23 protein-coding genes and 1 riboswitch are annotated in these 23,331 nt (G+C 70.7%); of the genes, 9 read left to right on the top strand and 14 right to left on the bottom strand.

Features of this window, described 5'->3' with window-relative positions; all coding sequences use genetic code 11:
- The first annotated feature begins 82 nt into the window (after positions 1-82).
- Positions 83-1,318 (top strand): glycosyltransferase 87 family protein, encoded by a 1,236-nt coding sequence (locus tag ACP4J3_RS39960; RefSeq protein WP_426541279.1) that lies wholly within the window; start codon positions 83-85, stop codon positions 1,316-1,318.
- Between the two features lie 28 nt (positions 1,319-1,346).
- On the opposite strand, the gene ACP4J3_RS39955 is transcribed toward ACP4J3_RS39960, so the two are convergent.
- The 5 genes from ACP4J3_RS39955 to ACP4J3_RS39935 all read right to left on the bottom strand — a co-directional run bounded on the left by ACP4J3_RS39955 (position 1,347) and on the right by ACP4J3_RS39935 (position 6,852).
- Complete coding sequence (locus ACP4J3_RS39955; RefSeq protein WP_426541277.1) at positions 1,347-2,540, bottom strand: hypothetical protein; 1,194 nt, start codon at positions 2,538-2,540, stop codon at positions 1,347-1,349.
- A 183-nt stretch (positions 2,541-2,723) separates the two neighbouring features.
- Entirely contained in the window at positions 2,724-3,737 is a 1,014-nt protein-coding gene (locus tag ACP4J3_RS39950; RefSeq protein WP_426541275.1) for an NlpC/P60 family protein, read from the bottom strand.
- A gap of 249 nt (positions 3,738-3,986) precedes the next feature.
- Positions 3,987-5,021 (bottom strand): NlpC/P60 family protein, encoded by a 1,035-nt coding sequence (locus ACP4J3_RS39945; RefSeq protein ID WP_426541423.1) that lies wholly within the window; start codon positions 5,019-5,021, stop codon positions 3,987-3,989.
- A gap of 211 nt (positions 5,022-5,232) precedes the next feature.
- Positions 5,233-6,576: an NYN domain-containing protein gene (locus ACP4J3_RS39940; RefSeq protein WP_426541273.1), complete on the bottom strand. Its 1,344-nt coding sequence runs from the start codon at positions 6,574-6,576 to the stop codon at positions 5,233-5,235.
- Between the two features lie 36 nt (positions 6,577-6,612).
- Positions 6,613-6,852, bottom strand: coding sequence for a hypothetical protein (locus ACP4J3_RS39935; RefSeq protein ID WP_426541271.1), 240 nt, complete (start codon positions 6,850-6,852; stop codon positions 6,613-6,615).
- A gap of 166 nt (positions 6,853-7,018) precedes the next feature.
- On the opposite strand from ACP4J3_RS39935, the gene ACP4J3_RS39930 reads away from it, so the two are divergent.
- From ACP4J3_RS39930 to ACP4J3_RS39900, 7 genes are all read left to right on the top strand, one after another.
- Positions 7,019-7,780, top strand: a complete 762-nt coding sequence (locus tag ACP4J3_RS39930; protein WP_426541269.1) for a rhomboid family intramembrane serine protease — start codon at positions 7,019-7,021, stop codon at positions 7,778-7,780.
- Positions 7,777-8,058, top strand: coding sequence for an Lrp/AsnC family transcriptional regulator (locus ACP4J3_RS39925; RefSeq protein ID WP_272123209.1), 282 nt, complete (start codon positions 7,777-7,779; stop codon positions 8,056-8,058). Before ACP4J3_RS39930 ends, ACP4J3_RS39925 begins: the two co-directional genes overlap by 4 nt.
- Before the next feature lie 78 nt (positions 8,059-8,136).
- Positions 8,137-8,427 (top strand): small secreted hydrophilic protein, encoded by a 291-nt coding sequence (locus ACP4J3_RS39920; RefSeq protein WP_426541266.1) that lies wholly within the window; start codon positions 8,137-8,139, stop codon positions 8,425-8,427.
- A 113-nt stretch (positions 8,428-8,540) separates the two neighbouring features.
- Positions 8,541-9,908: an ATP-binding protein gene (locus ACP4J3_RS39915; protein ID WP_426541421.1), complete on the top strand. Its 1,368-nt coding sequence runs from the start codon at positions 8,541-8,543 to the stop codon at positions 9,906-9,908.
- The gene (locus ACP4J3_RS39910) at positions 9,905-10,567 is read left to right on the top strand and encodes a response regulator transcription factor (protein WP_426541264.1); all 663 of its coding nucleotides are present in this window, start codon (positions 9,905-9,907) and stop codon (positions 10,565-10,567) included. Before ACP4J3_RS39915 ends, ACP4J3_RS39910 begins: the two co-directional genes overlap by 4 nt.
- A 57-nt stretch (positions 10,568-10,624) precedes the next feature.
- Positions 10,625-12,034 (top strand): SLC13 family permease, encoded by a 1,410-nt coding sequence (locus ACP4J3_RS39905; RefSeq protein ID WP_426541262.1) that lies wholly within the window; start codon positions 10,625-10,627, stop codon positions 12,032-12,034.
- 135 nt (positions 12,035-12,169) lie between these two features.
- The gene (locus ACP4J3_RS39900) at positions 12,170-13,363 is read left to right on the top strand and encodes a glycerate kinase (protein WP_426541260.1); all 1,194 of its coding nucleotides are present in this window, start codon (positions 12,170-12,172) and stop codon (positions 13,361-13,363) included.
- Here ACP4J3_RS39900 and ACP4J3_RS39895 read toward each other — a convergent pair.
- The 6 genes from ACP4J3_RS39895 to ACP4J3_RS39870 form a co-directional block, all read right to left on the bottom strand.
- Positions 13,318-14,685 (bottom strand): aminotransferase class V-fold PLP-dependent enzyme, encoded by a 1,368-nt coding sequence (locus ACP4J3_RS39895; protein ID WP_426541258.1) that lies wholly within the window; start codon positions 14,683-14,685, stop codon positions 13,318-13,320. The two genes, ACP4J3_RS39900 and ACP4J3_RS39895, sit on opposite strands and share 46 nt — an antisense overlap.
- Before the next feature lie 106 nt (positions 14,686-14,791).
- Positions 14,792-14,908: riboswitch (SAM riboswitch) on the bottom strand.
- A 73-nt stretch (positions 14,909-14,981) separates the two neighbouring features.
- Positions 14,982-16,046 carry an anthranilate phosphoribosyltransferase gene (trpD, locus tag ACP4J3_RS39890; RefSeq protein WP_426541256.1) on the bottom strand — a complete coding sequence of 355 codons (1,065 nt, stop codon included), beginning with the start codon at positions 16,044-16,046 and terminating at the stop codon, positions 14,982-14,984.
- Positions 16,047-16,286: 240 nt separating this feature from the next.
- On the bottom strand, positions 16,287-17,924 hold the full coding sequence (locus ACP4J3_RS39885) for a cytochrome b (protein WP_426541254.1): 1,638 nt from the start codon (positions 17,922-17,924) through the stop codon (positions 16,287-16,289).
- Positions 17,921-18,973, bottom strand: coding sequence for a Rieske 2Fe-2S domain-containing protein (locus tag ACP4J3_RS39880; RefSeq protein WP_426541252.1), 1,053 nt, complete (start codon positions 18,971-18,973; stop codon positions 17,921-17,923). The genes ACP4J3_RS39885 and ACP4J3_RS39880 overlap by 4 nt, the downstream gene beginning before the upstream one ends.
- Positions 18,970-19,782, bottom strand: coding sequence for a c-type cytochrome (locus ACP4J3_RS39875; RefSeq protein ID WP_426541250.1), 813 nt, complete (start codon positions 19,780-19,782; stop codon positions 18,970-18,972). Before ACP4J3_RS39875 ends, ACP4J3_RS39880 begins: the two co-directional genes overlap by 4 nt.
- A 79-nt stretch (positions 19,783-19,861) precedes the next feature.
- Complete coding sequence (locus tag ACP4J3_RS39870) at positions 19,862-20,473, bottom strand: cytochrome c oxidase subunit 3 (protein ID WP_426541248.1); 612 nt, start codon at positions 20,471-20,473, stop codon at positions 19,862-19,864.
- A gap of 153 nt (positions 20,474-20,626) precedes the next feature.
- Between ACP4J3_RS39870 and ACP4J3_RS39865 the strand changes: the two genes are divergently transcribed.
- A complete protein-coding gene (locus ACP4J3_RS39865) occupies positions 20,627-21,028 on the top strand; it encodes a response regulator transcription factor (protein WP_194047088.1) in 402 nt (133 codons plus the stop codon).
- Positions 21,029-21,106: 78 nt separating this feature from the next.
- Here the strand turns inward: ACP4J3_RS39865 and ACP4J3_RS39860 are convergent, their stop codons facing one another.
- From ACP4J3_RS39860 to ACP4J3_RS39850, 3 genes are all read right to left on the bottom strand, one after another.
- Positions 21,107-22,357: an Ig-like domain-containing protein gene (locus ACP4J3_RS39860; protein ID WP_426541246.1), complete on the bottom strand. Its 1,251-nt coding sequence runs from the start codon at positions 22,355-22,357 to the stop codon at positions 21,107-21,109.
- Between the two features lie 130 nt (positions 22,358-22,487).
- A complete protein-coding gene (locus tag ACP4J3_RS39855) occupies positions 22,488-22,886 on the bottom strand; it encodes a cytochrome c oxidase subunit 4 (RefSeq protein WP_426541244.1) in 399 nt (132 codons plus the stop codon).
- Positions 22,883-23,331, bottom strand: a 449-nt coding sequence (locus ACP4J3_RS39850; RefSeq protein ID WP_426541242.1) for a cbb3-type cytochrome c oxidase subunit I, incomplete at its 5' end; no start/stop codon positions are given. The genes ACP4J3_RS39855 and ACP4J3_RS39850, both read right to left, overlap by 4 nt.

Genomic DNA, 23,331 nt, shown 5'->3' with positions numbered 1-23,331 from the left:
GGCCACGTTTATGGCCCGCCGACAGCCCGACACGACATCATGGTCACTCAGGTGGGAAGCGAACGGCAGGGGAACGGAACCGGTGGAGACGACGGGCACGTGGCGGTCCCTGGCGTGGCTTCTCGGGATCTGGGCCCTGACCAGGGTGATCCTGCTGCTCTTCGTGTTCAAGGTGTATGTCTTCCCGGGTCCGGACGTCACCAGCGATGTGTCGGAGATCTACCAGGGCTGGTACGAGGTGCTGCGCACCGGCACCTTCCCGCTGGACGACGTCACCTGGCAGTACCCGCCCGCCGCGGCCCTCGCGATCCTCTCCCCCGCCCTCGTCTTCTGGCTGGACTACCCGTCCGCCTTCTTCGTCCTGGCCTTCACCGCCGACCTGGTGGTGCTGCTGCTCCTGCTGTACGCCGGCCTGCGCCCGGGCCGCTCCCTGCGCGGGGTGTGGGTGTGGGTGGCGGGCGTACCGCTGCTCGGGCCGACCGTGTACGCGCGCTACGACGTGATGGTCACCGCCGTCGCCGTGGCCGCGCTGCTCGCGGGGACCCGGCATCCCCGGGTGCTGGGCGCGCTGGCGGGCTTCGGCGCGATGCTCAAGGTGTGGCCGGCACTGCTGCTGCTCGCCGCCCGCAGACGCGCCGCCTGGGGCTGGGCCGTGCTGACCGCCGGCGTCCTGTCGGCGGTGTTCGCCCTCGCCATGCCCGGCGCCTTCGCCTTCCTTGGCTTCCAGCGCGACCGCGGCACCGAGGTGGAGTCGCTGGGCGCGCTGGTCTTCCATGTGGCCCGGCAGTACGGCTGGGACGGCCAGGTGCTGCTGAACTACGGCTCGGTGGAGTTCCTCGGCCCGTATGTCGACGTCGTCAGCACGGGCGCCCTCGCCCTGACCGGGCTGTCCTTCGGCTGGCTGCTGCTGTGGCGGCTGCGGGCGAGGCGCTTTGACCCGCACACGCTCGCGGACGCGGCCTTCGTGGCGGTGCTGATGTTCACGACGACGAGCCGGGTGATCAGCCCGCAGTACCTGGTGTGGCTGGTGGGCCTCGCGGCCGTGTGCCTGTGCTTCAGCGACAGCCGCATGAGGCTTCCCGTCGCCCTGGTCCTGGCGGCGGCCTTCGTCACGGTCCTGGAGTTCCCGATCTGGTTCGCCCACGTCGTGGCCAGCGACGCCCTGGGCGTCACCCTGCTGTTCCTGCGCAACGGCCTGCTGGTCCTGGCCACGGTCCTGGCGGCCCGCACCCTGTGGCGCTCGACGACCCAGCGGCCCGCCCCCGCCTGCGTACCGGCTCAGGCCACCCGCGCCAAGGAGACGTCCCTGCCTTCCTGAGCCCGGCGGCAGCCGTCGCGGCGCCCGGTCAGCCGAGCTGGGCCCGCAGATACTCCCGCCACTGTGCCGTGAACTCCTCCAACGAGGTGCCCAGGACGTCCTTCAACGCGCCCTCGACCGCTCCCGCGCGCTCCTTGTGGGCGCCGACCGCGCGGTAGAAGTCGGCGAGTCTGACCTCGCCCCAGCGGTCGGCGATCAGCCGGCAGGCCATCCAGCCGCCCTCGTAGGCCTGGGCCAGCCTGGTCTCGTCGCCGCCGAAGCCGAAGTCCGCGTCGGCGGGCAGGCTCCGTGGGGTGCGGCCCTCGGCCACCGCGTCGCGCAGTTCGGCTGCCGCCTGGGACGGGGAGCGGCCGGCGCCGAGGTAGCCGACCCAGTCGGCGTAGCCCTCGGAGAGCCACAGCGGGGTGGCGGGCGTGGTGTGGGCGCGGGTGGCGACGTGCGTGGTCTCGTGGGTGAGGACGACCTGCTGGCCGGTGCCGCCGAGGACGCCGTACGCGTCGGGGTTGAGGATGATCCGGTCCGCGGGGGCGCTCGCCGGGGCGCCGGTCTCGCCGGTGGTGACCGCGGCTATCCCCCGGTAGGACGACTCGGGCGCGCCGAGCAGCCCCGCCATGCCGGCCAGCGACTTCGGCACCAGGACGACGACGTGCCGGGCCCAGTCGGTGCCCCACGCCTGGGACACGGCCGGCACCGCGCGGTCGGCCAGCTCTGCGTACGCCCGCAGCCGTGCCCCGGACTGTCCGACGCCCAGGACGAGGCTGTCCTCGCCGCGTACGGCGCGCACCGCGCCCTGGTCCCAGAGCTGCTGCGCGGAGCCCTTGGCGGGGCGCTCGGACTCGACGTACCAGCCGCCCTGCGCGTCCTGCGCCAGGCTCAGGGTGCGGCCGGCCCGGACGGGCGCCCGGTCGTAGCCCTGGACGCGATAGCGCAGCTCGGCGTCGGCGCGGGCGGTGTCCCCGGTGCGGTGCAGGCCGGTCAGGCGGTAGGACCAGTCGGCGAGGGGAACCGCGCGCAGGTTGTCGAACCAGCCCCGCGCGCCGGTGCGCAGATACGCGGCCTCGTCGTGGCCGACGATCGCGGCGGCCCGCCGGTCGAGCAGGCGCTGCACCTCGGCCTTGGCGCTGTCGGTGCCGGCCCGTCCGCCGCAGCCCACCAGGGACACGAGCAGCAGACAGAGCGCCACGACGACCCGTGCTCCCGACACCCGCCCACGACCAGCCACTTCCCGATCGTACGGCGGCTAAGCGCTCCGCTGCAGGTGCGGTGATGGGTCGTCGTTCGGCTGCGGCGCCGTCGTGGCTGGTCGCGCCCACGCGGCGGAGCCGCCTATCGATGCTGCCCCGCGCCCCTTGAGGGCGTTGCCGAACCGCAGTGGACTTCACCAGGTCCGCTTAGGGCGCGGGGGTCAGACCCTCGTGACCGTCGCCCCCGGCAGCATGCCCACCGGGTCGTAGCGCACGGGTGCGCCGGGATAGGGCGCGTGGATCACCTGGCCGTTGCCCATGTACATCCCGACATGGCTGGCGTCGGAGCGGTAGGTGACGACGTCGCCGGGCTGGGCCTCGGAGAGCGGGACCTGCCGGCCGGCGTAGCGCTGACCCTGCGAGGTGCGCGGCAGGGAGACGCCGGCCTGGCTGTACGACCACTGGATCAGGCCCGAACAGTCGAAGCCGGAGGGCCCGTTGGCGCCCCAGACGTACGGCCGGCCCAGCGCGGACCGGGCGGCGGCGACGGCGGCCGCGGCCCGGCCCGAGGGCGCGACGGCAGCGCCGAAGTCGGGCAGGTCCATACGGCCGGAGCGGGAGGCGCGGTCGTAGGCGGCGCGGTCGCTCGCCGTCAGGGAGTTCAGGACCCTGCGGGCCTCGGCGAGCTTGCGCTCCACGGTCCGCTTGTGGACGGCGACGGCCTGGCGGCTCTTCTCCAGCTCGGCGAGGGTCCCGGTCGCCTCGGAGCGCTCCTGGGCGAGCAGGCGCATGGCGTCCTGGAGCTTCTTGAGCTCGCCGGCCTGGTGGGCGGTGATCCGGGCGAGCGCGGCGGCCTTGTCGAGGTAGTCCTCCGGGTCGTCGGAGAGCAGCAGGGCGAGGGAGGGGTCGAGTCCGCCGGCGCGGTACTGGGCGCCGGCCAGCGAACCGAGCACGTCCCGCATGGAGTTGATGTCCTGCTGCTGCCGGGCGATCCGGTCCTGGGCCCTGCCCACCTGCTCACGGAGCCGGTCGGCGCGCTCGTCGGCCCGGTTGTAGGCCTCGGTGGCCTTCTCGGCCTCCGCGTAGAGGCGGTCCACCTTGGCCCGGGTGTCGTCCTGTGGCGCGGCCGTGGCCGGCGTGACTCCGAGGGCCGCGGCGGCGGCCGACATGACGCAGAGCGCTGCGTTGGCGCCCCGGTCGAAACCGGGGGCTGCAATGCGACGATGGGACCCCACGGAAAGCCGCTCTCCTCTCAGATGCCGGACGCCACCCGTCTCCCCCCACGGGTTCCTTCCACAGGCCGTCCGACGGACGCGGCGATGCTAGCCATGCGAGCGGACGACGACCAACGGCCTTGGCGGGCACACAAAGTGACGCCCCGCCTCTGACGCAGGTCATCGGCGGGGCGTGGGGTCAGTCGGCGGTGCGGTGATTCGCTCGTTCGGGCGGCACGCTGTGTTGATCTTGCAGGCGGTCGGCCGGGCTCAGATGCGGACGCCGAACTGGAACGGCATGTTGTTGATCGACTCGTAGCGGACGACCGTGCCGGTGCGCGGGGCGTGCAGGATCTGGCCGTTGCCGGCGTAGAAGCCGACGTGGTGCAGGTCGCCGTAGAAGAAGACCAGGTCGCCGACCTTGAGGGCGGACTGGCTGTAGATGCGCGGACCGGCGCTGGCCTGGGCCTGCGAGGTGCGCGGGATGGAGACGCCGGCCTGGGCGAAGGCCCAGGAGGTCAGGCCCGAGCAGTCGAAGGAGGACGGGCCGGAGGCGCCGTAGACGTAGGGCGAGCCGATCTTGCTCTGGGCGGCCTGGAAGGCGGCCATGGCACGGCCCGAGCCGGGGGCGGCGTTGCCGAGGTCCACGCGCTCGGCCGAGGAACGGCTGGCGCGCTCCTCCGCGGCGGCGAGGGCGGCCTTCTCCGCGGCCGTGAGGGTGTTGAGCAGCTTCTGCGCCTCGGCGAGCTTGGCCTGGACCTGCTTCTTCTTCTTGCCCAGTTCGGCGCGGGTGGAGGAGAGGTCCTTCAGCTTCTCGGCGGCCTCGGCGCGCTGCTGGGCGAGTGAGCGCTGCTTCTCCTGGACCTTCTTCAGCGACTCGACCTGCTGAGCGCTGAGCTGGTCCATGGTGGACGCCTTGTCCAGGTAGTCGTCCGGGTCGGACGACAGGAAGAGCTGGACGGAGGAGTCGATGCTGCCCGTGCGGTACTGGGCGGCGGCCGCCAGGCCCATGGAGTCGCGCAGCTCGTTCAGGTCCTCCTGACCGCGCGCGACGTTGTCCTGGATGGTGGAGATCTCCTTCTGGAGCTTCCCCTGCTTCTCCTTGGCCCCGTTGTACTCCTCGGTGGCGTGCTCGGCCTCTTCGTAGAGCTTGTCGACCTTGGCCTTGACCTCATCCTTGCTCGGCTTCTCGCTGGGGGCCGCGTTGGCCGCCTGCGAGGTGATGGCCACGGCTGCAGCGGCCGCGGTGGTGAGCACGGTCACGCGCGCTCGGCTCGGCTGCTTGGGTCGACGGTGGGACGCCACGGAGGTGAACTCCTTCTTCTGAGTGATCACCCGCTCGGAGGTTCGACGCCAGACCCTAGTGACCCTCTTGTGATCAGATCAAATCCTCAGAAGAAAATTCTCGTCACACCCTGCATTCTTTACACACAACTCACAAGCCGTGACCCTGGCTTGACGCTACGTTGCGCACCGGTCGGGTCAATTCGGGCATTGCGCCCGTACGTTGGCCGATTCAGGACAGTCGCTTCAGAAGCACCGCAGAAGCCACCGGCCGGGCCCCGGCCCGGGCCACCCCGTCGGCCACCTCGCGGTCGGTCGAGGCGACGATGACCGGACGGCCCGGCGGCTCGGCGCGCACCAGCTGGCGGATCAGCTCGTCGGCGGTCACGCCCGGCTTGGAGAACAGCACCCGCACCCCGCGCGGCGGCGCGAGCAGCACCGGCGCGGCCAGCTCGGCCCCGTCGAAGACACAGGTCACCTCGGCGCCGGTCTGCGCGGCGAGCTGCGAGAGCTGGCCGAGGAGCCTCAGGCGCTGCTTCTCCAGGGGCATCTGGGGATAGCCGGTCTTGGTGACGTTGTAGCCGTCGACCACCAAGTGGGCCTGCGGCAGGGCGAGAAGCTGGTCGAGGATCGCCGGGTCGTTCTCGGACAGCGCCCGGGCCGCGATGTCCTTCGGGGTCATACGTCCCGGTTCGACCGCGTCCACGGTCTCGGCGGGCCGTACGGAGACCGGCGGCAACGCCAGTTCCCTGCGCAGCCCTTGGGTGGCGTCCAGGAGGGTGTCCAGGAGCAGCCGTACGCGCATGTCCTCGACGCTGCGCCCCTCGCGTGCCGCTTTGCGCGTGGCCTCCAGGGCGGCCTCGGCCTCCCCGAGCCGCGCCTTGAGCCGCCGGGTCTCGCTCTCGGCCACGGAGACCTGGGCCTGCGCCTCGGCGCGCACGGCCTCGATCTCGCCCTGGACCTTGCGCACGGCGGCCTCGCCGCGCTTGACGTCGCTGAGCGCGGAGCGCAGTTTCCGGTGAAGCGATTCCGCTTCCTTCTTGGCCGCGTCCAGCTCGGTGCGCAGCCGCTCGGTCTCGTGCCGGGTGTGCTCCCGGGCGTGGTCGAGCTCCTCGCGCAGCCGCTCCAGCTCGGCGCGGGTCTCCTCGTCGGCGCGCTCGGCGTCGGCCCGCTGGGCCTCCTCACCGGCCGCGGTGACCAGCTTCACCCAGTCAGTGGGCCGCAGAACATAGGCCGCGGCCGCCACGTCGAGCGGGTCCGCGGCCGGGGGGGCAGAGCCGGAGTCGAGGGCGCCGGTGAGTTCCGGCTGTGCCTCTCTGAGCTTCTCGCCGATGCGCTGGCGGAACAGCGGATCGGTCTCCAGCGCGGCGGCCATCGCGTTGCCGGCGAACTTGGCTCGGCGGTTCGGCGCGAATCTGGCGTACTGCCGAAGCTGTGCGGGCAGTTCGCCGACGGTCAGGCTGCCGAAACCGTCGGACACGATCTGCACGACCTTGCGCCGTACGCCGTCGGGCAGCGGACGGTCGAGCACCTCGGCGGCGCCGTCGCCCGGCCCCCCGCCTTGTGTCTCCACCATCCGTCACACCCCAAGTCTGTACGGGGCCCGCTCCCGTCAGGAGCCGGCGCCCGGCCTGTCCACGAGTTCCACCTTGTCCACGGCATTGCACCAGCGGCAGCGCACCGACTCGATCGTCTCACTGAGCACCTCGCGCTCCTCGACCTTGGGCTCGCCGGCCAGATCGAGGTGCACGTACTCCACGACCCTGGACGAGCGCGTCACGTCGAAACGCGTGAGGTTGCCGCAGAGGGTGCAGCGCCACCGCGTGGTGTCGGTGGGCAGAGGAACCGTCATCGTGACTGTGCTCTTTCCTTGCGTGGTCTTCTATTGTCCGCGACGCTCCGGCACCCCGGTGCGTGTGGCTCGTAACCCTACGGCCTGGCGGGTACTCGTCGCCCGTCCGTCCCGGGCGGCGAGGCGGTCTGTGCGGCTGCGTCCTGTTACGTCATGCTCTGTAGCCATGATCGGCAACTGGAGCGTGGCGCGTTTTCGGGCCCGGTTCGCCAGGGCGGCGAGCCGGTCGGCCCCGCGGTCGTCGGCGCCGGTGACGCACGGGCTGATCGCCCTGTGCTGCCTGCTCTTCCTGCTCGGCCCGGCGGCGGGGCTCAATCCGGCGTACGGCTCCGGCGAGGGGCTGATCGCCGCGCAGCGGGCCTACTTCCACCGCTGGGGCGTGGTTCCCGCGGAACTTTTCGAGGGCGCGCCCCGGGCCGCCCTCACTCCCGCGACGGCCCTCTTCGTGCACGGAAGCTGGGTGCACCTGCTCGGCAACATGCTCTTCCTCTACGTCTTCGGCACGATGACCGAGGAACGGATGGGCCGCGTCCAGTTCACGCTCTTCTATATCGGCTGCGGCTATCTGGCCCTGCTGGGCTACGCCGCCGCGAACGACGACTCCACCCGGTCCCTGGTCGGCGCGTCCGGGGCGATCTCGGCGGTCCTCGGCGCGTTCCTGTTCCTCTTCCCCGCAGCGCGGGTGACAAGCCTGCTGCCGTTCCTGCTCTTCCTGCCGCTGCGCTTCCCGGCGTGGGTGGTGCTGCCCTTCTGGGTGGCGCTGCAGTGGGTGGCGGCGGAGCGCGCGGGCCAGGGGCCGGGGGTGGCGTATCTGGCGCACGTGGTGGGCTTCGGGCTGGGCTTCGGCTTCGCGTGGGCCCGCTTCGGACGTCCGACTAGAGTGAAGCCCGCCCCAGCTCCGGCCCCCGAGGGAGAGAACCAGCCGTGATCACCGCGATCGTCCTGATCAAGACCAGCGTGGACCGGATCCCCGAGATCGCGGAGCGGATCGCTTCGCTGGAGAACGTGACCGAGGTCTTCTCCGTCACCGGCACCTACGACCTGATCGCCATGGTGCGGGTGAAGGAGCACGAGGAGCTGGCCGAGGTCATCCCCGGGCGGATCAGCAAGATCCCCGGCGTCGAGGGCACGGACACGCACGTGGCGTTCCGCACCTACTCGCAGCACGACATCGAGGCCGCCTTCGCGATCGGCCTGGACAACTGACGGACCGGCCCCGCGGATGAAGAGTTCTTCATCCTGGGCTCATCCGCACCGCCGGGTGCCGGGGGCAGGATCGGCCGCATGGTCTTCTCGCACCGGATCGCGGCCCTGGCCGCCGTAGTGGCGATTCCGCTGGGCATCGCCGCGACCAGCTTCGCCCTCACCGATCGGCCGGAGTCGCCGGAGGTGCCGCCCAGGGTGGAACTGGACAGCGGCTCCCCCACGCCGTCCCCCGCCCGGCCCACACCCACACCGAGCGACGAGGTCGTGTCCAGGCCTCCGGTGACCGGCGGCTCCCCCGGCGACGACGATGACACCGCCGACCGGGACCCCTCGGACGACGACAGCGGCGAGCCCGGGGACGACGGCTAGGGGGTGTTTTGAACGTCCCGTGCGGTGCCGGCATGGCCGAGAAGACACCCCCGCCTCCCGTGCGCCGACGGATCTCCGCGCGGGTCCGCATCCTGCTCTGGCTGCTGCTGGTGATGGCCGTGGGGCTGGTGTCCGTGGCGACCACGACGCGCTCGATCCTGCTGCGGGACGTCGACCACCGGGTGAACGGGCTGCTCGCCCAGGAGGCCGGCGAGTTCGCCAACTTCCAGGAGCAGGGCGTCGACCCCCGCACCGGCCGCCCGTTCACCGACCCCTCCCGGCTGCTGCGCGAGTTCCTGGTGCGGCAGTACGCCGACCCGGACGAGGAGCTGATCGGGCTGGTGGGCCGAGGGGCGGGCCGCACTCCGGCCCAGTTCGTCCAGCAGCGCGACATCCCCGTCGCCGTACCCCTGCACAAGGACGACGACGCCGTCCGCCGCATCTACGACTCGCCCGACTCCACCGGCACCGTGGACCGCCCCTCCGGTGAGATCCGCTGGGCCAAGGTCGCCATCGCGCGGGCGGGCGGCGAGGCGGAGGCCGCGTTCGTGGTCGCCTTCCACCCCGGTCGTGAACAGGCCGCGGTGAACGAGGAGTTCCGCATCCTGCTCGCCATCTCCGGGGTCGCCCTGCTGCTGACGACCGGCATCGGCTGGGCCGTCGCCGGGCGGATCCTCAAGCCCGTACGGCTGGTGCGCACCGCCGCCGCACAACTCACCGAGCAGGACCTCACCCGCCGTATCCCGGTGCACGGCCGGGACGACATCGCCGCGCTCGCGGAGACGTTCAACGCCATGCTGGACCGGCTGGAGCGCGCCTTCGCCGCCCAGCGCGAGTTCGTCGACGACGCCGGACACGAGCTGCGCACACCGATCACCATCGTGCGCGGCCACCTGGAGCTGATGGGCGACGATCCGGCCGAGCGCGAGGAGACGATACGGCTGGTCACCGACGAGCTGGACCGCATGAGCCGCATCGTCGAGGACCTGCTCCTGCTCGCCAAGGCCGAGCGCCCCGACTTCGTCACCCCCGAGCCGGTCCAGCTGGCCGAGCTCACCGCCGACGTCTACGTCAAGGCCCGCACCCTCGGCGAACGCGACTGGCAGTTGGCCGAGGTGGCCGACGTCGAGACCGAGCTGGACCCGCAGCGGATCACCCAGGCCATGGTCCAGCTCGCCCAGAACGCCGTGCAGCACACCGCGCCCGGGCAGCCGGTCCGGATCGGCTCCCGCGCCGACGCGACGGGCGTCGAGCTGTACGTCGCCGACTCCGGGTGCGGTGTGCAGCCGCAGGACGCCGAGGTGATCTTCGAGCGGTTCCGGCGCGGCACCTCCCGGCGCGGCACCCGCGGCTCCGGCGCCGGGCTCGGCCTGGCGATCGTGCGGGCGATCGCCGAGGCGCACGGCGGCCGGGTGCGGCTGAGCGACACGGCGGGCGGCGGCGCCACCTTCGTACTGGCACTCGGAGAGGGACGGACATGAACCGGATTCTCATCGTCGAGGACGAGGACAGGATCGCCTCCTTCGTGGAGAAGGGCCTGCGCTCCAACGGCTTCACCACGACCGTCGTGGGCGACGGCGACGCGGCGTACGAGTACGCGGTCACCGGCGGCTTCGACCTGGTCGTCCTCGACATCGGCCTGCCCGGCCGGGACGGCTTCACGGTGCTGCGCGAGATGCGCGAGGCCCGGGTGACGGTCCCGGTGATCGTGCTGACCGCGCGGGACTCCGTACGGGACACGGTGGCCGGTCTGGAGGGCGGCGCCGACGACTGGATGACCAAGCCGTTCCGCTTCGAGGAACTGCTCGCCCGGGTGCGGCTGCGACTGCGTACGGCCGCCAGGGCGCCCGAGGTGACGGTGCTGCGGTCCGGCTCGCTCACGCTGGACCTGCGCACCCGGCGGGCGCGGGCCGGGGAGCGGACGGTCGATCTGACGGCCCGTGAGTTCGTGCTCCTGGAGCTGTTCCTGAGGCATCCCGGGCAGGTACTGTCCCGCGAGCAGATCCTGTCGCACGTGTGGGGCTACGACTTCGACCCGGGCTCCAACATCGTGGACGTGTACGTCCGGGCGTTGCGCAAGAAGCTGGGCGCCGAACGGGTCGAGACGGTACGCGGCGTGGGGTACCGCCTCCCCGCGTGAAGTCCCTTTCATGTATGGCTCATCGAAGGCTCACGGCTCAGGTGAACCCTCGATGACGTGACCCTGAACCTCCGTCCGCTCGCGGCCCTGTGCGCAGCGCTCTCCCTGTGCGCACTGCTCGCGGTGCCCGGCAACTTCCCCGGCCTCGGCGCCGACGCCCGCCTCACCCTCGCCGTGTTCGCGCTGGCGACCTGCGCCTGGATCGCCACACCGGTCGACGACACGTACATCGCGCTGGGCGCCGGGCTCGCGCTCACGGTGACCGGGGTGATCAGCAGCGACGCCCTCTTCGGCACCCTCGGCGACTCGACGGTGTGGCTGCTGATCTGCGCCTTCGTGCTGGCGGCTGCGGTGACCCGGACGGGGCTCGCGGGTCGGGCGGCGGCGTTCCTGGTCGGCGGGGCGCGCACGGTACGGCAGCTCGTGCACCTGACCACGGCCGCCCTGGTCGTCACGGCGTTCGCGGTGCCGGCCACCTCGGGACGGGCCGCGCTCGCGCTGCCGGTGTTCCTCGCGCTGGCCAAGGCGCTGGCCGACCGGAGGCGACTGGTGGTGATGCTGGCGCTGCTGTTCCCGACCGTGATCCTGCTGTCGGCGGTGGCGACCCTGATCGGGGCGGGCGCGCATCTGATCACCGTGTCGGTGCTGTGGCAGGCGACCGGTGACCGGATCGGCTTCACCGAGTGGCTGCTGCTGGGCCTGCCGCTCGCGGTGGTCTCGTCCCACCTGGCCGCCGAGGCCGTGCTGCTGACGTCCACCCGGCGCGCGGACCGCAAGGGTCCTGTGCACATCACCCCCGAGCAGATCCAGGAGCACAGCGAGCACCCGGTCACCGGCCCCTGGTCGCAGGCGGAGAAGCGGTGCGCGCTGCTGCTCGGCACCGTCGTCGTGCTGTGGTGCAGCGAGCCGCTGCACCGGGTGCCGCCCGCGGTCGTGGCGCTGATCGGCGCGGTGGTGGCGGCCTCGCCGGCGCTCGGCACCGTGCGTCTGAAGGACGCGCTCAGGACGGTGCCGTGGTCGCTGCTGCTGTTCATGGCGGCGACGATGGCGATGGGGGTGGCGCTTGCCGACTCGGGGGCGGCGAAGTGGCTGGTGGAGGGGCTTCCGGCGGGTGTCAGTCCGGTGTGGTTCCTGGCTGTGGTGATCGTGGTCAGTACTGCGGCCCACCTGGTACTTCAGTCCCGGTCGGCCCGTTCGTCGGTGCTGGTGCCGCTGGTGGTCTCGGCGGCGGTGGGGGCCGGGGTCAATCCGGTGGCTGCGGCGCTTGCGTCCACTGCGGCGGCCGGTTTCTGCCACACGCTTCCGGCATCGGCGAAGCCGGTCGCGCTCTTCTCCGACCTTCCCGGGACGCCGACCTTCACTTCGCGCGACCTGCTGCGTTTGTCGGCGGTCCTGGCGCCGCTGACCGCCGCGCTCGTACTGCTGTTCGCCGTTGTGGTGTGGCCGTTGCTTGGCATTCCACTGTGAGTGCCGGGTCATGCCGTCCGTCGTCTGCCGCGCCGTCGTGGCTGGTCGCGCCCACGCGGCGGAGCCGCATATGTCACAGCCCCGCGCCCCTGAAAGCAGGGCGTTGCCCTCCCCGATCTACATAGGAGCCCTCTGATGCTGACCCGCGTCGTCGTAGCCCCCAGCGGCTTCAAGGAGTCCCTGTCCGCCCAGACCGCCGCCGATGCCATTGCCGACGGGGTGCGGCGGGTGCTGCCGGATGCCGTGCTGGATCTGATTCCGCTGGTCGACGGCGGTGAGGGTACGGCCGCCGCCCTGGCCGGGGCGACCGGTGGTCGGCTTGTCGCGCTGCCCGCCACGGGGCCGGTCGGCGAAACCGTCGGCACGCACTTCGCGCTGCTCGGCTCCCGGGACACGGCGGTCGTGGAGATGGCCGCGGTGGCCGGGCTGTCCCTGGTGCCCCGCGCCCTGCGCGACCCGGGCGCCACGACGACGTACGGCGTCGGCGAGCTGATCCGCGCCGCGCTCGACACGGGCGTACGGCGCGTCCTGATCGGCTGCGGCGATTCGGGTACGTCCGACGGGGGCGCCGGCGCTCTCCAGGCCCTCGGCGCCCGGCTGCTGGACGCCGACGGATTCGAACTCCCGCATGGAGGGCGGGAGTTGCCACGACTCACCCGGATCGACCCGGCCGGCCTGGACCCGCGTCTGCGGGACGTGGAGCTGCTGGTCGCCTGCAACCCGTACAACGTGCTGTGCGGCGAGCGCGGCGTGGCCCGGGTCTTCGGTCCGCAGAAGGGGGCGACGCCCGCGCAGGTCGAGCAGTTGTCGGCGGGGCTGGAGAACTGGGCGCGCGTCCTCACCCGTGATCTGGGCGTCGTGGGCGCCGACCTGCACCACGGCCCCGGCACCGGAGCCTCCGGCGGCCTGGGTGCCGGACTCGCGGCGCTGGGCGCCCGTCTCCTGCCCCGCTTCGACGTGCTCCTGGACCACCTCGACCTGGACGCCCGTCTCGCCCGCGCCGACCTGGTCGTCACCGCCGAGGGCGCCCTGGACCACCAGACGCCCCGCGGCAAGGTCCCGGCCGAGGTGGCCCGCCGGGCCAAGCGGTACGGCCGCCCGGTACTCGTGCTCGCGGGCACGCTCGGCGAGGGCGCGGACGACGTACCGGGGGTGGACGCGTGCAGCGGGATCCTGCCGGCGCCGATGGCCCTGGCCGAGGCCCTGGTGCGGGCCTCGGAACTGCTCACGGACGCCACTGAGCGGGCCCTGCGGATGATCCTGCTGGGCGCCCGGCTACCGGCTCACGCGGAGGTGTCCGGGACGCAGCGGCCGTCCTCGGTGCGGTAGCTCCAGCGGGCGCCGTCCGTCACCAGCTCCCGCACGGCGTTCACGAACCGCTCGACGTGCTCGTCCGGCGTACCGGCCCCGAAGCTCACCCGGATCGCGTTGAGGGACTTCTCGCCCGGCGCCGCCTCCGGGGCACCGCACTCGCCCTGGGTCTGCGGGTCGCTGCCCAGCAGCGTGCGGACCAGCGGGTGGGCGCAGAACAGCCCGTCGCGCACCCCGATGCCGTACTCGGCGGAGAGGGCGGCGGCGAAGTGGGAGCTGTTCCAGCCGTCGACGACGAAGGAGATGACGCCGACGCGGGGGGCGTCGTCGCCGAAGAGGGACAGGACGCGGACCTCGGGGACGTCGGCGAGGCCTTCGCGCACCTTCCGGACCAGGTGCTGCTCACGGGCGACGAGCGTGTCGAAGCCCGCCTCCGTCAGGGCCTTGCAGGCGGAGGCGATGGAGTAGGCGCCGATGACGTTGGGCGACCCGGCCTCGTGCCGCGCGGCGCTGTCGTGCCACTCGACGTCCACTCCCCCGTCCTCGCGCCGCGAGACCTTGCGGCTGGCGCCGCCGCCCGCGAGGTACGGCTCGGCAGCGCGCAGCCAGTCGGCGCGCCCGGCGAGGACGCCGGAGCCGAAGGGGGCGTACAGCTTGTGGCCGGAGAAGGCGACCCAGTCGACGTCGAGGTCACGGACGCTCACCGGGTGGTGCGGGGCCAACTGGGCGGCGTCGAGCACGATGCGGGCGCCGTGCGCATGGGCGGCGGCCGCGAGTTCCCGTACGGGCCACAGCTCGCCGGTGACGTTCGAGGCGCCGGTGACGCAGACCAGGGCCGGGCCGTGGGGGGCGCGGTCGGCGAGGGCGCGCTCCAGGGTCTCGACCGCCTGGCGGGGGGTGCGGGGCGCGTCGAGGTAGGTGACCTGCGCGTTCCGCCACGGCAGCAGGGAGGCGTGGTGCTCGGTCTCGAAGACGAAGACCTGGCAGTCGGCCGGGAGGGCGGCGGCGAGGAGGCCCAGCGAGTCGGTGGTGGACCGGGTGAAGACGAGCTGGTCGTCGGCCCGGCAGTCCAGGAACTCGGCGACGGTCCCGCGGGCGTTCTCGAACAGGTCGGTGGAGAGCTGAGAGAGGTAGCCGGCACCGCGGTGGACACTGCCGTAGTACGGCGCGTAGGCGGCCACGTCGTCCCAGACGCGCTGGAGGGCGGGGGCGCTGGCGGCGTAGTCGAGCGCGGCGTAGGTGACCTCGCCGCCGGTGACGAGCGGGACGGTGACATCACTGCCCAGAACGGGCAGCGGGGCGCAAATGCTCTGGACGGAGGCAGCGGTGGAGACGGACATGGCGGACTCCCGTGAGAGGAAGGAAGAAAAGTGCAGGGTGAAGGTGGGTGTGCGGAGGCGGGGCTCGGCGGCCCTATCGCATTCGATTGCTCACGGAAGACTCCTCGTCACGCGCTTGCCGTAGACCTCGCTGCCTACGGCCTGGTCTTCACCCGGGGCACCCCGCCACGGACGGAGGGTTGCCGGACAGTCGGCCGGGGCCGTGTGACTGTCACTCATGACCTGTTCGAGAACGTACGCGAAGTGTTCGTGGTCCCGCAACTCATGTCCGCATCACGGGACCACGTGCGCGTCGGCTACGCGTTGCTGGCGGCCACCCACCGATCCAGCGTCCGCTTCGCCGCGCCGGAGTCGATGGCCTGCGCCGCCTTCGCCATCCCGGCCCGGATCTGCTCGGCGAGCGGGGCGTCGGTCGGGTTCAGCGCCACCAGTGCGGCGGCCGAGTTGAGCAGTACGGCGTCCCGTACGGGTCCCGTCTCCCCGTTCAGCAGGCGCAGCGCCACGTCGGCGTTGTAGGACGCGTCGGCGCCGCGCAGCGCCTCCACCGGCACCAGCTCGATGCCGACGTCGCGCGGGTCGAAGGTCTCCTCGGTCACCTTGCCGTCGCGTACGACCCACACCCGGGAGGTGGCCGTGGTGGTGAGCTCGTCGAGGCCGTCGTCGCCGCGGAACACCAGAGAGGAGTTGCCGCGCTCGGCGAAGACGCCCGCGACGATCGGCGCCATGCGCGGGTCCGCCACGCCGACCGCCTGCGCCCTGACCTTGGCCGGGTTGGTCAGCGGACCGAGCACGTTGAAGGTGGTGCGGATGCCCAACTGGCCTCGCGCGGCGGCCACATGGCGCAGCGCCGGATGGAACTTCACCGCGAAGCAGAAGGTGATGCCGGCCTCCTCGGCGACCTCGGCCACCCGTCCGACCGGCAGTTCCAGATTGACGCCGAGCTTCTCCAGCACGTCGGAGGCGCCCGACGCCGAGGACGCCGCCCGGTTGCCGTGCTTGACGACCTTCGCGCCGGTGCCGGCGATGACGATGGCCGACATGGTGGAGATGTTGACGGTCTTCGCACCGTCGCCGCCCGTGCCGACGATGTCCACGGTGGGCCCGGGCACCTCGATCACGTTCGCGTGCTCGTACATCGTCCGCACGAGCCCGGTGATCTCCTGCACCGTCTCGCCCTTGGCCCGCAGTGCCACCACGAACCCGGCGATCTGCGCGTCCGTCGCCTCACCGCGCATGATCAGGTCCATCGCCCACGCGGTGTCGTCGGCGGACAGGTCCCGGCCGTCCAGCAGACCGTTCAGCAGCAGGGGCCAGGAACGGCCCGCCGCGGTGTCGCCTCCAGCGGGGGTCACAGCGCTCATAAGCCGCTCCAGGGTCAGGCGTCCCGCACTACGGGACGCGAGTCTCAACGAGGTCCACCCTATCCAGCCCCGGGGCACGGAGAAGGGCCCCGTCCGAAGACCGGACGGAGCCCGCACCTCACCCCGTTCAGAGAGCCATCCCTCGAATCCCACCGACCCGACAGAAAGCTCCGCGCACGGCCGAGGGCCCCGTCCGTACAACCGGACGGGGCCCTCAACCGTGGCGTAGACAGCGCGGCGTCAGTGGTGGCCGTGGCCGCTCGTGATCTCCTTGTACTCCTCGACCGTCGGCTTGGCGATCTGGCCGTCCTCGCCGTAGTAGGACCTGCTGAGCTTGGCGCGCAGCTTCTCGGAGCCCTTCACCTTGCGCTCGACGCCGTTCTCGTCGACCGTCGGGCCGATCTCGGCCGGCTGGTACTGCTCGTGCGCGGTGAGCGTGTACAGCGCGTCCTGGCTGAGCGGCTCGTGGACCTCGATGAACTCACCGTGCGGCAGGCGCTTGATGATGCCCGACTCGCGGCCGTGCAGCACCTTGTCCTTGTCCCGGCGCTGCAGGCCGAGGCAGACCCGCTTGGTGATGATGAACGCGAGGACCGGTCCGACGAAGAAGCCGATCCGGACGAACCAGGTGACGGCGTTGATCGACAGGTGGAAGTGGGTGGCCCACAGGTCGTTGCCACCGCCGACCAGGCCGATCATGTACACCGTGATCCAGGCGACGCCGAAGGCGGTACGCGTCGGGGCGTTGCGCGGGCGGTCCAGGATGTGGTGCTCGCGCTTGTCGCCGGTGACCCAGGACTCGATGAACGGGTAGACCGCGATCGCGCCCAGGACCAGGCCGAAGAGCACCAGCGGGATGAACACGCCGAGGACCAGCGTGTGACCCCAGAAGTTGACCTCCCAGCCCGGGAAGTAGCGAACCAGGCCCTCCGCGAAGCCCATGTACCAGTCGGGCTGGGCGCCGGTGGACACCTGGTCCGGACGGTAGGGGCCGATGGCCCAGACGGGGTTGATCTGCGCGATCGCCGCGATGGCCGCGATGACACCGAAGACCAGGAAGAAGAAGCCTCCGGCCTTGGCCATGTAGACCGGCAGCAGCGGCATGCCGACCACGTTCTTGTTGGTCTTTCCGGGGCCCGCGAACTGCGTGTGCTTGTGGTAGAAGACCAGGATCAGGTGCGCCACCACGAGGCCGAGCATGATGCCCGGCAGCAGCAGGATGTGGATCGAGTAGAACCGGGCCACGAAGTCGTCGCCGGGGAACTCGCCGCCGAACAGGAACATGGAGATGTACGTGCCGACGATCGGCATGGACAGGATCGCGCCCTGCGTGAAGCGGACACCGGTGCCGGAGAGCAGGTCGTCCGGGAGCGAGTAGCCGGTGAAACCGGTGAACATGCCCAGCACGAACAGCAGGAAGCCGAACAGCCAGTTGATCTCACGCGGCTTGCGGAACGCGCCGGTGAAGAACACGCGCATCATGTGCACGAACATGGCCGCGAGGAAGATCAGCGCCGCCCAGTGGTGGATCTGCCGGATCAGCAGACCGCCGCGCACGTCGAAGCTGATGTCCAGCGTCGACTTGAAGGCCTCGCTCATCAGCTGTCCCTGCATCGGGACATAGCTGCCGTGGTACTCCACCTCGTTCATCGACGGGTGGAAGAACAGCGTCAGCCACACACCCGTGAGGATGATGATGAGGAAGCTGTAGAGCGCGACCTCACCCAGCATGAACGACCAGTGGTCGGGGAAGATCTTGCGCATGTTGGCCTTGGCCAGGGAGTAGATCCCCAGCCGGCCGTCGGCCCAGTCGGCGACGCGCTCGCCGGCCGGTGCCTTCCCGCGTGCGCGGGACTCGGTGGACGTCGTAGTGCTCATCCGCGCTCCCAGAAAGCAGGACCGACGGGCTCTTCGAAGTCGCCGAGCGCCTCGAGGTAGCCCTCGTCGTTCACGCCGATGCGCAGCTGCGGCAGGGCGTGGCCGGCCGGGCCGAAGATCACTCGGGCACCGTCGGAGAGGTCGAAGGTGGACTGGTGGCAGGGGCAGAGCACGTGGTGCGTCTGCTGCTCGTACAGGGAGATCGGGCAACCGACGTGGGTGCAGATCTTCGAGTACGCGACGATGCCCTCGTGCGACCAGGCGAGCTCCTGCGGGTCCTTGATGTCGTTGGGCTGGAGCCGGACGATCATCAGGGCCGCCTTGGCGATCTCGGTCTGGAAGTCGTGGTCGTGCTCCTCCAGGCCCTCCGGCTTGGCGAAGGTGAGGGAGCCGACCGCGACGTCCGAGGGACGCAGCGGCTCGTTGGTGTTCATGTTGACGAGCAGCTTGCCCTTGGACCACAGGGTGTGGCGCAGCTTGGTGCCGGGCAGCGGACCGAGGTCACGCAGCAGGACGACACCGGAGAGCGGGAACAGGGCGAGCGCGCCGAACATCGTGTTGCGGATCAGCTTGCGGCGACCCAGCGCGGACTCCTTGGCGCCCTGCTTGAAGTCGGCCATGACCTTGGCCTTGACCTCGGGGGTCGCCTCGATCGCGTGCCGCTCGTCGGCGATCTCCACGTCCGACATCAGGGTGCGGGCCCAGTGGACCGCGCCCGCGCCGATGCAGAACAGCGCCGCGCCGAGGGTCAGGCCCAGCGCGAAGTTCAGCGCGTTGAGGTGACCGATCGGGAAGATGAAGACCGACTTGTCGTGCGGGATCGCGACGTACGAGGCGATGAAGCCGACGGTGGCCAGCATCGAGACCGTGAACAGCAGGGCGACCGTGCGCTCGGACCGCTTGGCGGCCCGCTCGTCGATGTCCTGGATCCGGTGCTCGTGGGGCGGCAGGCCCGGGTCGGCGAACGGGTGCTTCTCGTCCGCGACCGCTACCTGGGTGGCGTCCTGCTCAGCGGGCAGGTTCTCTTCTGGAATGTCTTGGCTACTCATGACTTCTTGGCCTTTGCGGTCCGAGCGGCGACCCAGACGGCGACCGCGATCAATGCGCCGAGCCCGAAGATCCAGGCGAACAGGCCCTCACTGACCGGGCCGAGGCCGCCCAGCTCCAGACCACCCGGGTTGACCGTCTCGTCGCTGTTGACCGCGTGCAGGTACGCGATGATGTCCTTCTTGTTCTGCTCCGACAGCGTGGTGTCGGGGAACGACGGCATGTTCTGCGGGCCGGTCTGCATGGCCTCGTAGATGTGCTTGGGGTCCACATTCTCGAGGCTCGGGGCGTACTTGCCCTTCGTCAGCGCGCCGCCCTTGCCGGTGAAGTTGTGGCACTGGGCGCAGTTGTTGCGGAAGAGCTCGCCGCCCTTGGCGATGTCCGCTCCCTCGGGGCCGTACTGCGCCTCGGTCGGGATGGACGGACCGGCGCCCAGCGAGGCGATGTACGCCGCGAGCTGGTCGATCTGGGCCTGCGAGTAGATGTTCCTCTTCTTCGGGACCTGCGCGCCCTGGGAGGTGGCGGCCGGCATACGGCCCGTCGAGACCTGGAAGTCGACGGCGGCGGCGCCGACGCCCACCAGGCTAGGACCGTCGGAGGTGCCCTGACCGCCGGTTCCGTGGCAACTGGCGCAGCCGACGGTGTAGAGCTTCTTGCCCTCCTCGATGGTGAGGGACTGGGCGGTTTCCTCGGCCTGCGCCTTGTCCGCGGGCGCAAACACGGCGTACAGCCCCCCCGTGCACGCCAGCGCGAGGAGTAGGACGACGACCGCCGCCAGCGGATGGCGTCGTCGTGCGGAGAGCTTTTTCACGGATTACCCCGGTGTCAGGATCTTCTGCGTCGATGCTTCTGGTAGGTGCGTTGTGGAACGCGCGCGGGATCGGGCCCGGCTACTTGATCATGTAGATCGTGGCGAAGAGGCCGATCCAGACGACATCGACGAAGTGCCAGTAGTAGGACACCACGATCGCGGCGGTCGCCTGCTCGTGCGTGAACCTCCGGGCCGCGTAGGTGCGGCCGAGGACCAGCAGGAAGGCGATGAGACCGCCCGTCACATGCAGTCCGTGGAAGCCGGTGGTCAGGTAGAAGACCGAGCCGTACGGGTCGGACGAGAGCGAGAGGCCCTCGTGCTTGACCAGCTCGGTGTACTCGTACACCTGACCGCCGATGAAGATCGCACCCATGATGAAGGTGACGATGAACCAGCCCCGGAGCTTCTTGACGTCACCGCGCTCGGCGGCGAAGACGCCGAGCTGGCAGGTGAGGGAGGAGAGCACCAGGATCGTGGTGTTCGTCGCCGAGAACGGGAAGTTCAGGAAGTCGGCCTTCTCCTTCCAGAACTCGGGACCCGTCACCGATCGCAAGGTGAAGTACATCGCGAAGAGGGCCGCGAAGAACATCAGCTCGGAACTCAGCCAGATGATGGTTCCGACGCTGGTGAGGTTCGGTCGATTGACCGACGGGTGCGCGTGACCCTTGTCTACTGTCGTTGCTGTCGCCACGCCGACATTATGTCGGTCGCTTATCCCGCCCTCACTCCGGGGGGTGCCGTTCGGAGTGTCTTGGCCGTTCATACCGGTGTTGACGTGGTGTTCAAGGGAGTAGCATCCGGACCGACAGGCCTGTCCTTACGACGCTGACGTCACGGAGGAACAATGCAGCCGACCGCCACGGTGCTGGTCTACAGCGACGACTCCAACACCCGCGAGCAGGTGAGGTTGGCCACCGGTCGCCGGCCCGCTCCGGACGTGCCCGTGGTGCAGTTCGTGGAGTGCGCGACGCCTGCCGCCGTCATCAAGGAGTTGGACAAGGGGGGCATCGACGTCTGTGTGCTGGACGGTGAGGCCGTGCCCATGGGGGGCATGGGGGTCTGCCGGCAGATCAAGGACGAGGTGTTCAACTGTCCGCCGGTGCTGGTGCTGATCGCACGGCCGCAGGATGCGTGGCTGGCCACCTGGAGCCGGGCCGAGGCGGCGGTGACGTTGCCTGTGGAGCCGGTGGAGTTCGCGGAGGCGCTGGCTTCTTTGTTGCGGACGGAGAGGCTGCAGAGCGCCTAGGAGCTCGGGTTCTGAGGTTGTGGGGCGGCTGCGGGTGCGTTGTGGCTGGTCGCGCAGTTCCCCGCGCCCCTTAGGGCGTCACACTGCCCTTGGCCTGAGACGTGCCGCCTCTTCAGGACCGGGACCGTCCGGCTTGCCGGCCACCAGGGCGCTGCCGCCCCGCCACTTCTTCCAGTTCAGGTTCCAGTCGCCGAAGCCGTTGCCGAAGGGGGCCATCGTGGCGCCGTTGGAGTTGACGACCTGGACGATGTCGCCTTCGCTGATGGTGTCGTAGAACCACGCGGCGTTGCCGGGGCTCATCCCGGTGCAGCCGTGGCTGACGTTGGCGTACCCCTGGGAGCCGGTCGACCAGGGGGCCGCGTGGACGTACTCGCCGCTGTTGGTGACCCTGACGGAGTGGTGGACGATCAGGTCGTAGAAGTCCGAGGCACCTATGCTGGCGCTGGTCATCCGAACGGTGCCCTCCTTGGCCAGTACGACCTTGACGCCGTTGCGGGTCTCGTAGCCGGGCTTGCCCGTGGTGACCGGGATCTCGTTGATGACCTCGCCGTTCTTGTAGACGGTCATCCGGTGCGCCGAGGCATCCGTGACGGCGATGACCTTGTCGCCGATGGTGATCTTCAGGGGCTTGGCCCTGCCGCCCCACAGGCGGTCGCTGATCTTGATGCCGTGGAGGTTGCTGCGGGCCCGGACGGTGGCGCCGGTGGGCCAGTACTCCTTGGGCCGGTAGTGGAGTTCCTTGTCGTCCACCCAGTGCCAGGCGCCGTCCACGTCGGGCACCGAGTCGACCCTGAGGGCCCGCTCGACGACGGCCCGCTGGCTCTTGTCCTTGACGGGCCGGCTCAGTTCCGCCGTGATGGGCTGGCCGACGCCGTACTTGCCCGGCTTGGGGCCGAACTTCACCGTCAGGTGCTTCTTGCTCGTCGGCTTGCTCGTGTCGAAGGTGAGGACCCTGCGGCCGGGGGCGCCGTCCTCGTCCTCGGTGCTCACGCGCACCGTGTAGCGGGCGTTGGCGGCCAGCGGGGAGGTGCTGTGCCACCGGGTGCCGTCGGCGGAGAGTTCGCCCGTGACATAGCGCCCTGTGGCGTCCCTGGCGGTGACGTCCGTGATACGGGCGTCGGAGTCCTCCGCGGTGATCTCCAGGGGCTTGTCGGGGTCGGCCTTGCGGCCGTCGCCCGTGGGGCCGTTGAAGGCGATCTGGTCGGCCGCGTCGTAGGGCTCGGCGGACAGCGGGTTGCCGTCGCTGCCGCAGCCGGTGGCGCTCGCGCCGAGCGCGACCAGCAGGAGCGTGCAGCCTATGACGGTGCTCGTGCGCGGTGTTTCGCTCATGGCTTCACGCTAGGAAGCGGCGTCAGCGGCGGCGCGCCCAGTAATGCGTACGGGTGACGCCGATTGCGGCAAACGAGGGAGCCCGGACCTCCTGACGGAGTGTCCGGGCTCCCATCCGGCCGAGCTCGTGCTACTGGGTGCGGTTCTCACCGCGGTAGTACTCGAAGACCCAGCCCCAGATGCCGACCAGGATCAGCGGCGCCGAGAAGTACATCAGCCACCAGCCGATCGCGATCGACAGGAATGCGAGGGCGCCTCCGATCGCGAGGGAGAGCGGCTGCCAGCTGTGCGGGCTGAAGAACCCGACCTCGCCGGCGTCGTCGGCGACGTCCGCTTCCTTGTTGTCCTGGGCGCCCGTGTCGACCCGCCGGGCGGTGAAGCCCAGGTAGAAGCCGACCATGATGGCCAGACCGAAGGCCAGGAAGAGGGCCGTGGTACCGGCCGGCTCCTTCGACCAGATGCCGTAGACAATCGCCATGGCCAGGATGAAGACACCCAGCCAGGCGAACATCGTGCCCTGAGTCTTCACTTGCCGGCCTCCTTGCCGCCGTTGCCGACCAGAGCCTTCTCGCCGTGAGGGGCGTTCTCGAGCTCGTCGAGCGCGGCGATCTCAGGGTGGTGCAGGTCGAACGCCGGGGATTCGGAACGGATCCGCGGCAGGGTGAGGAAGTTGTGGCGCGGCGGCGGGCAGGACGTGGCCCACTCCAGGGAGCGGCCGTAGCCCCACGGGTCGTCGACGCCGACCGGCTTGCCGTACTTCGCGGTCTTCCACACGTTGTAGAAGAAGGGCAGGAGCGACGCGCCGAGCACGAACGAGCTGATCGTCGAGATGGTGTTCAGGGCGGTGAAGCCGTCGGCCGCGAGGTAGTCGGCGTAACGACGCGGCATGCCCTCGGCGCCCAGCCAGTGCTGGACCAGGAAGGTGCCGTGGAAGCCGATGAACAGCGTCCAGAACGTGATCTTGCCGAGGCGCT

The organism is Streptomyces sp. UG1, assembly GCF_049974585.1.
GTDB lineage: Bacteria > Actinomycetota > Actinomycetes > Streptomycetales > Streptomycetaceae > Streptomyces.
Note: the sequence above shows the minus strand (reverse complement) of the source record. Positions and strands in the feature narration are given on the sequence as shown.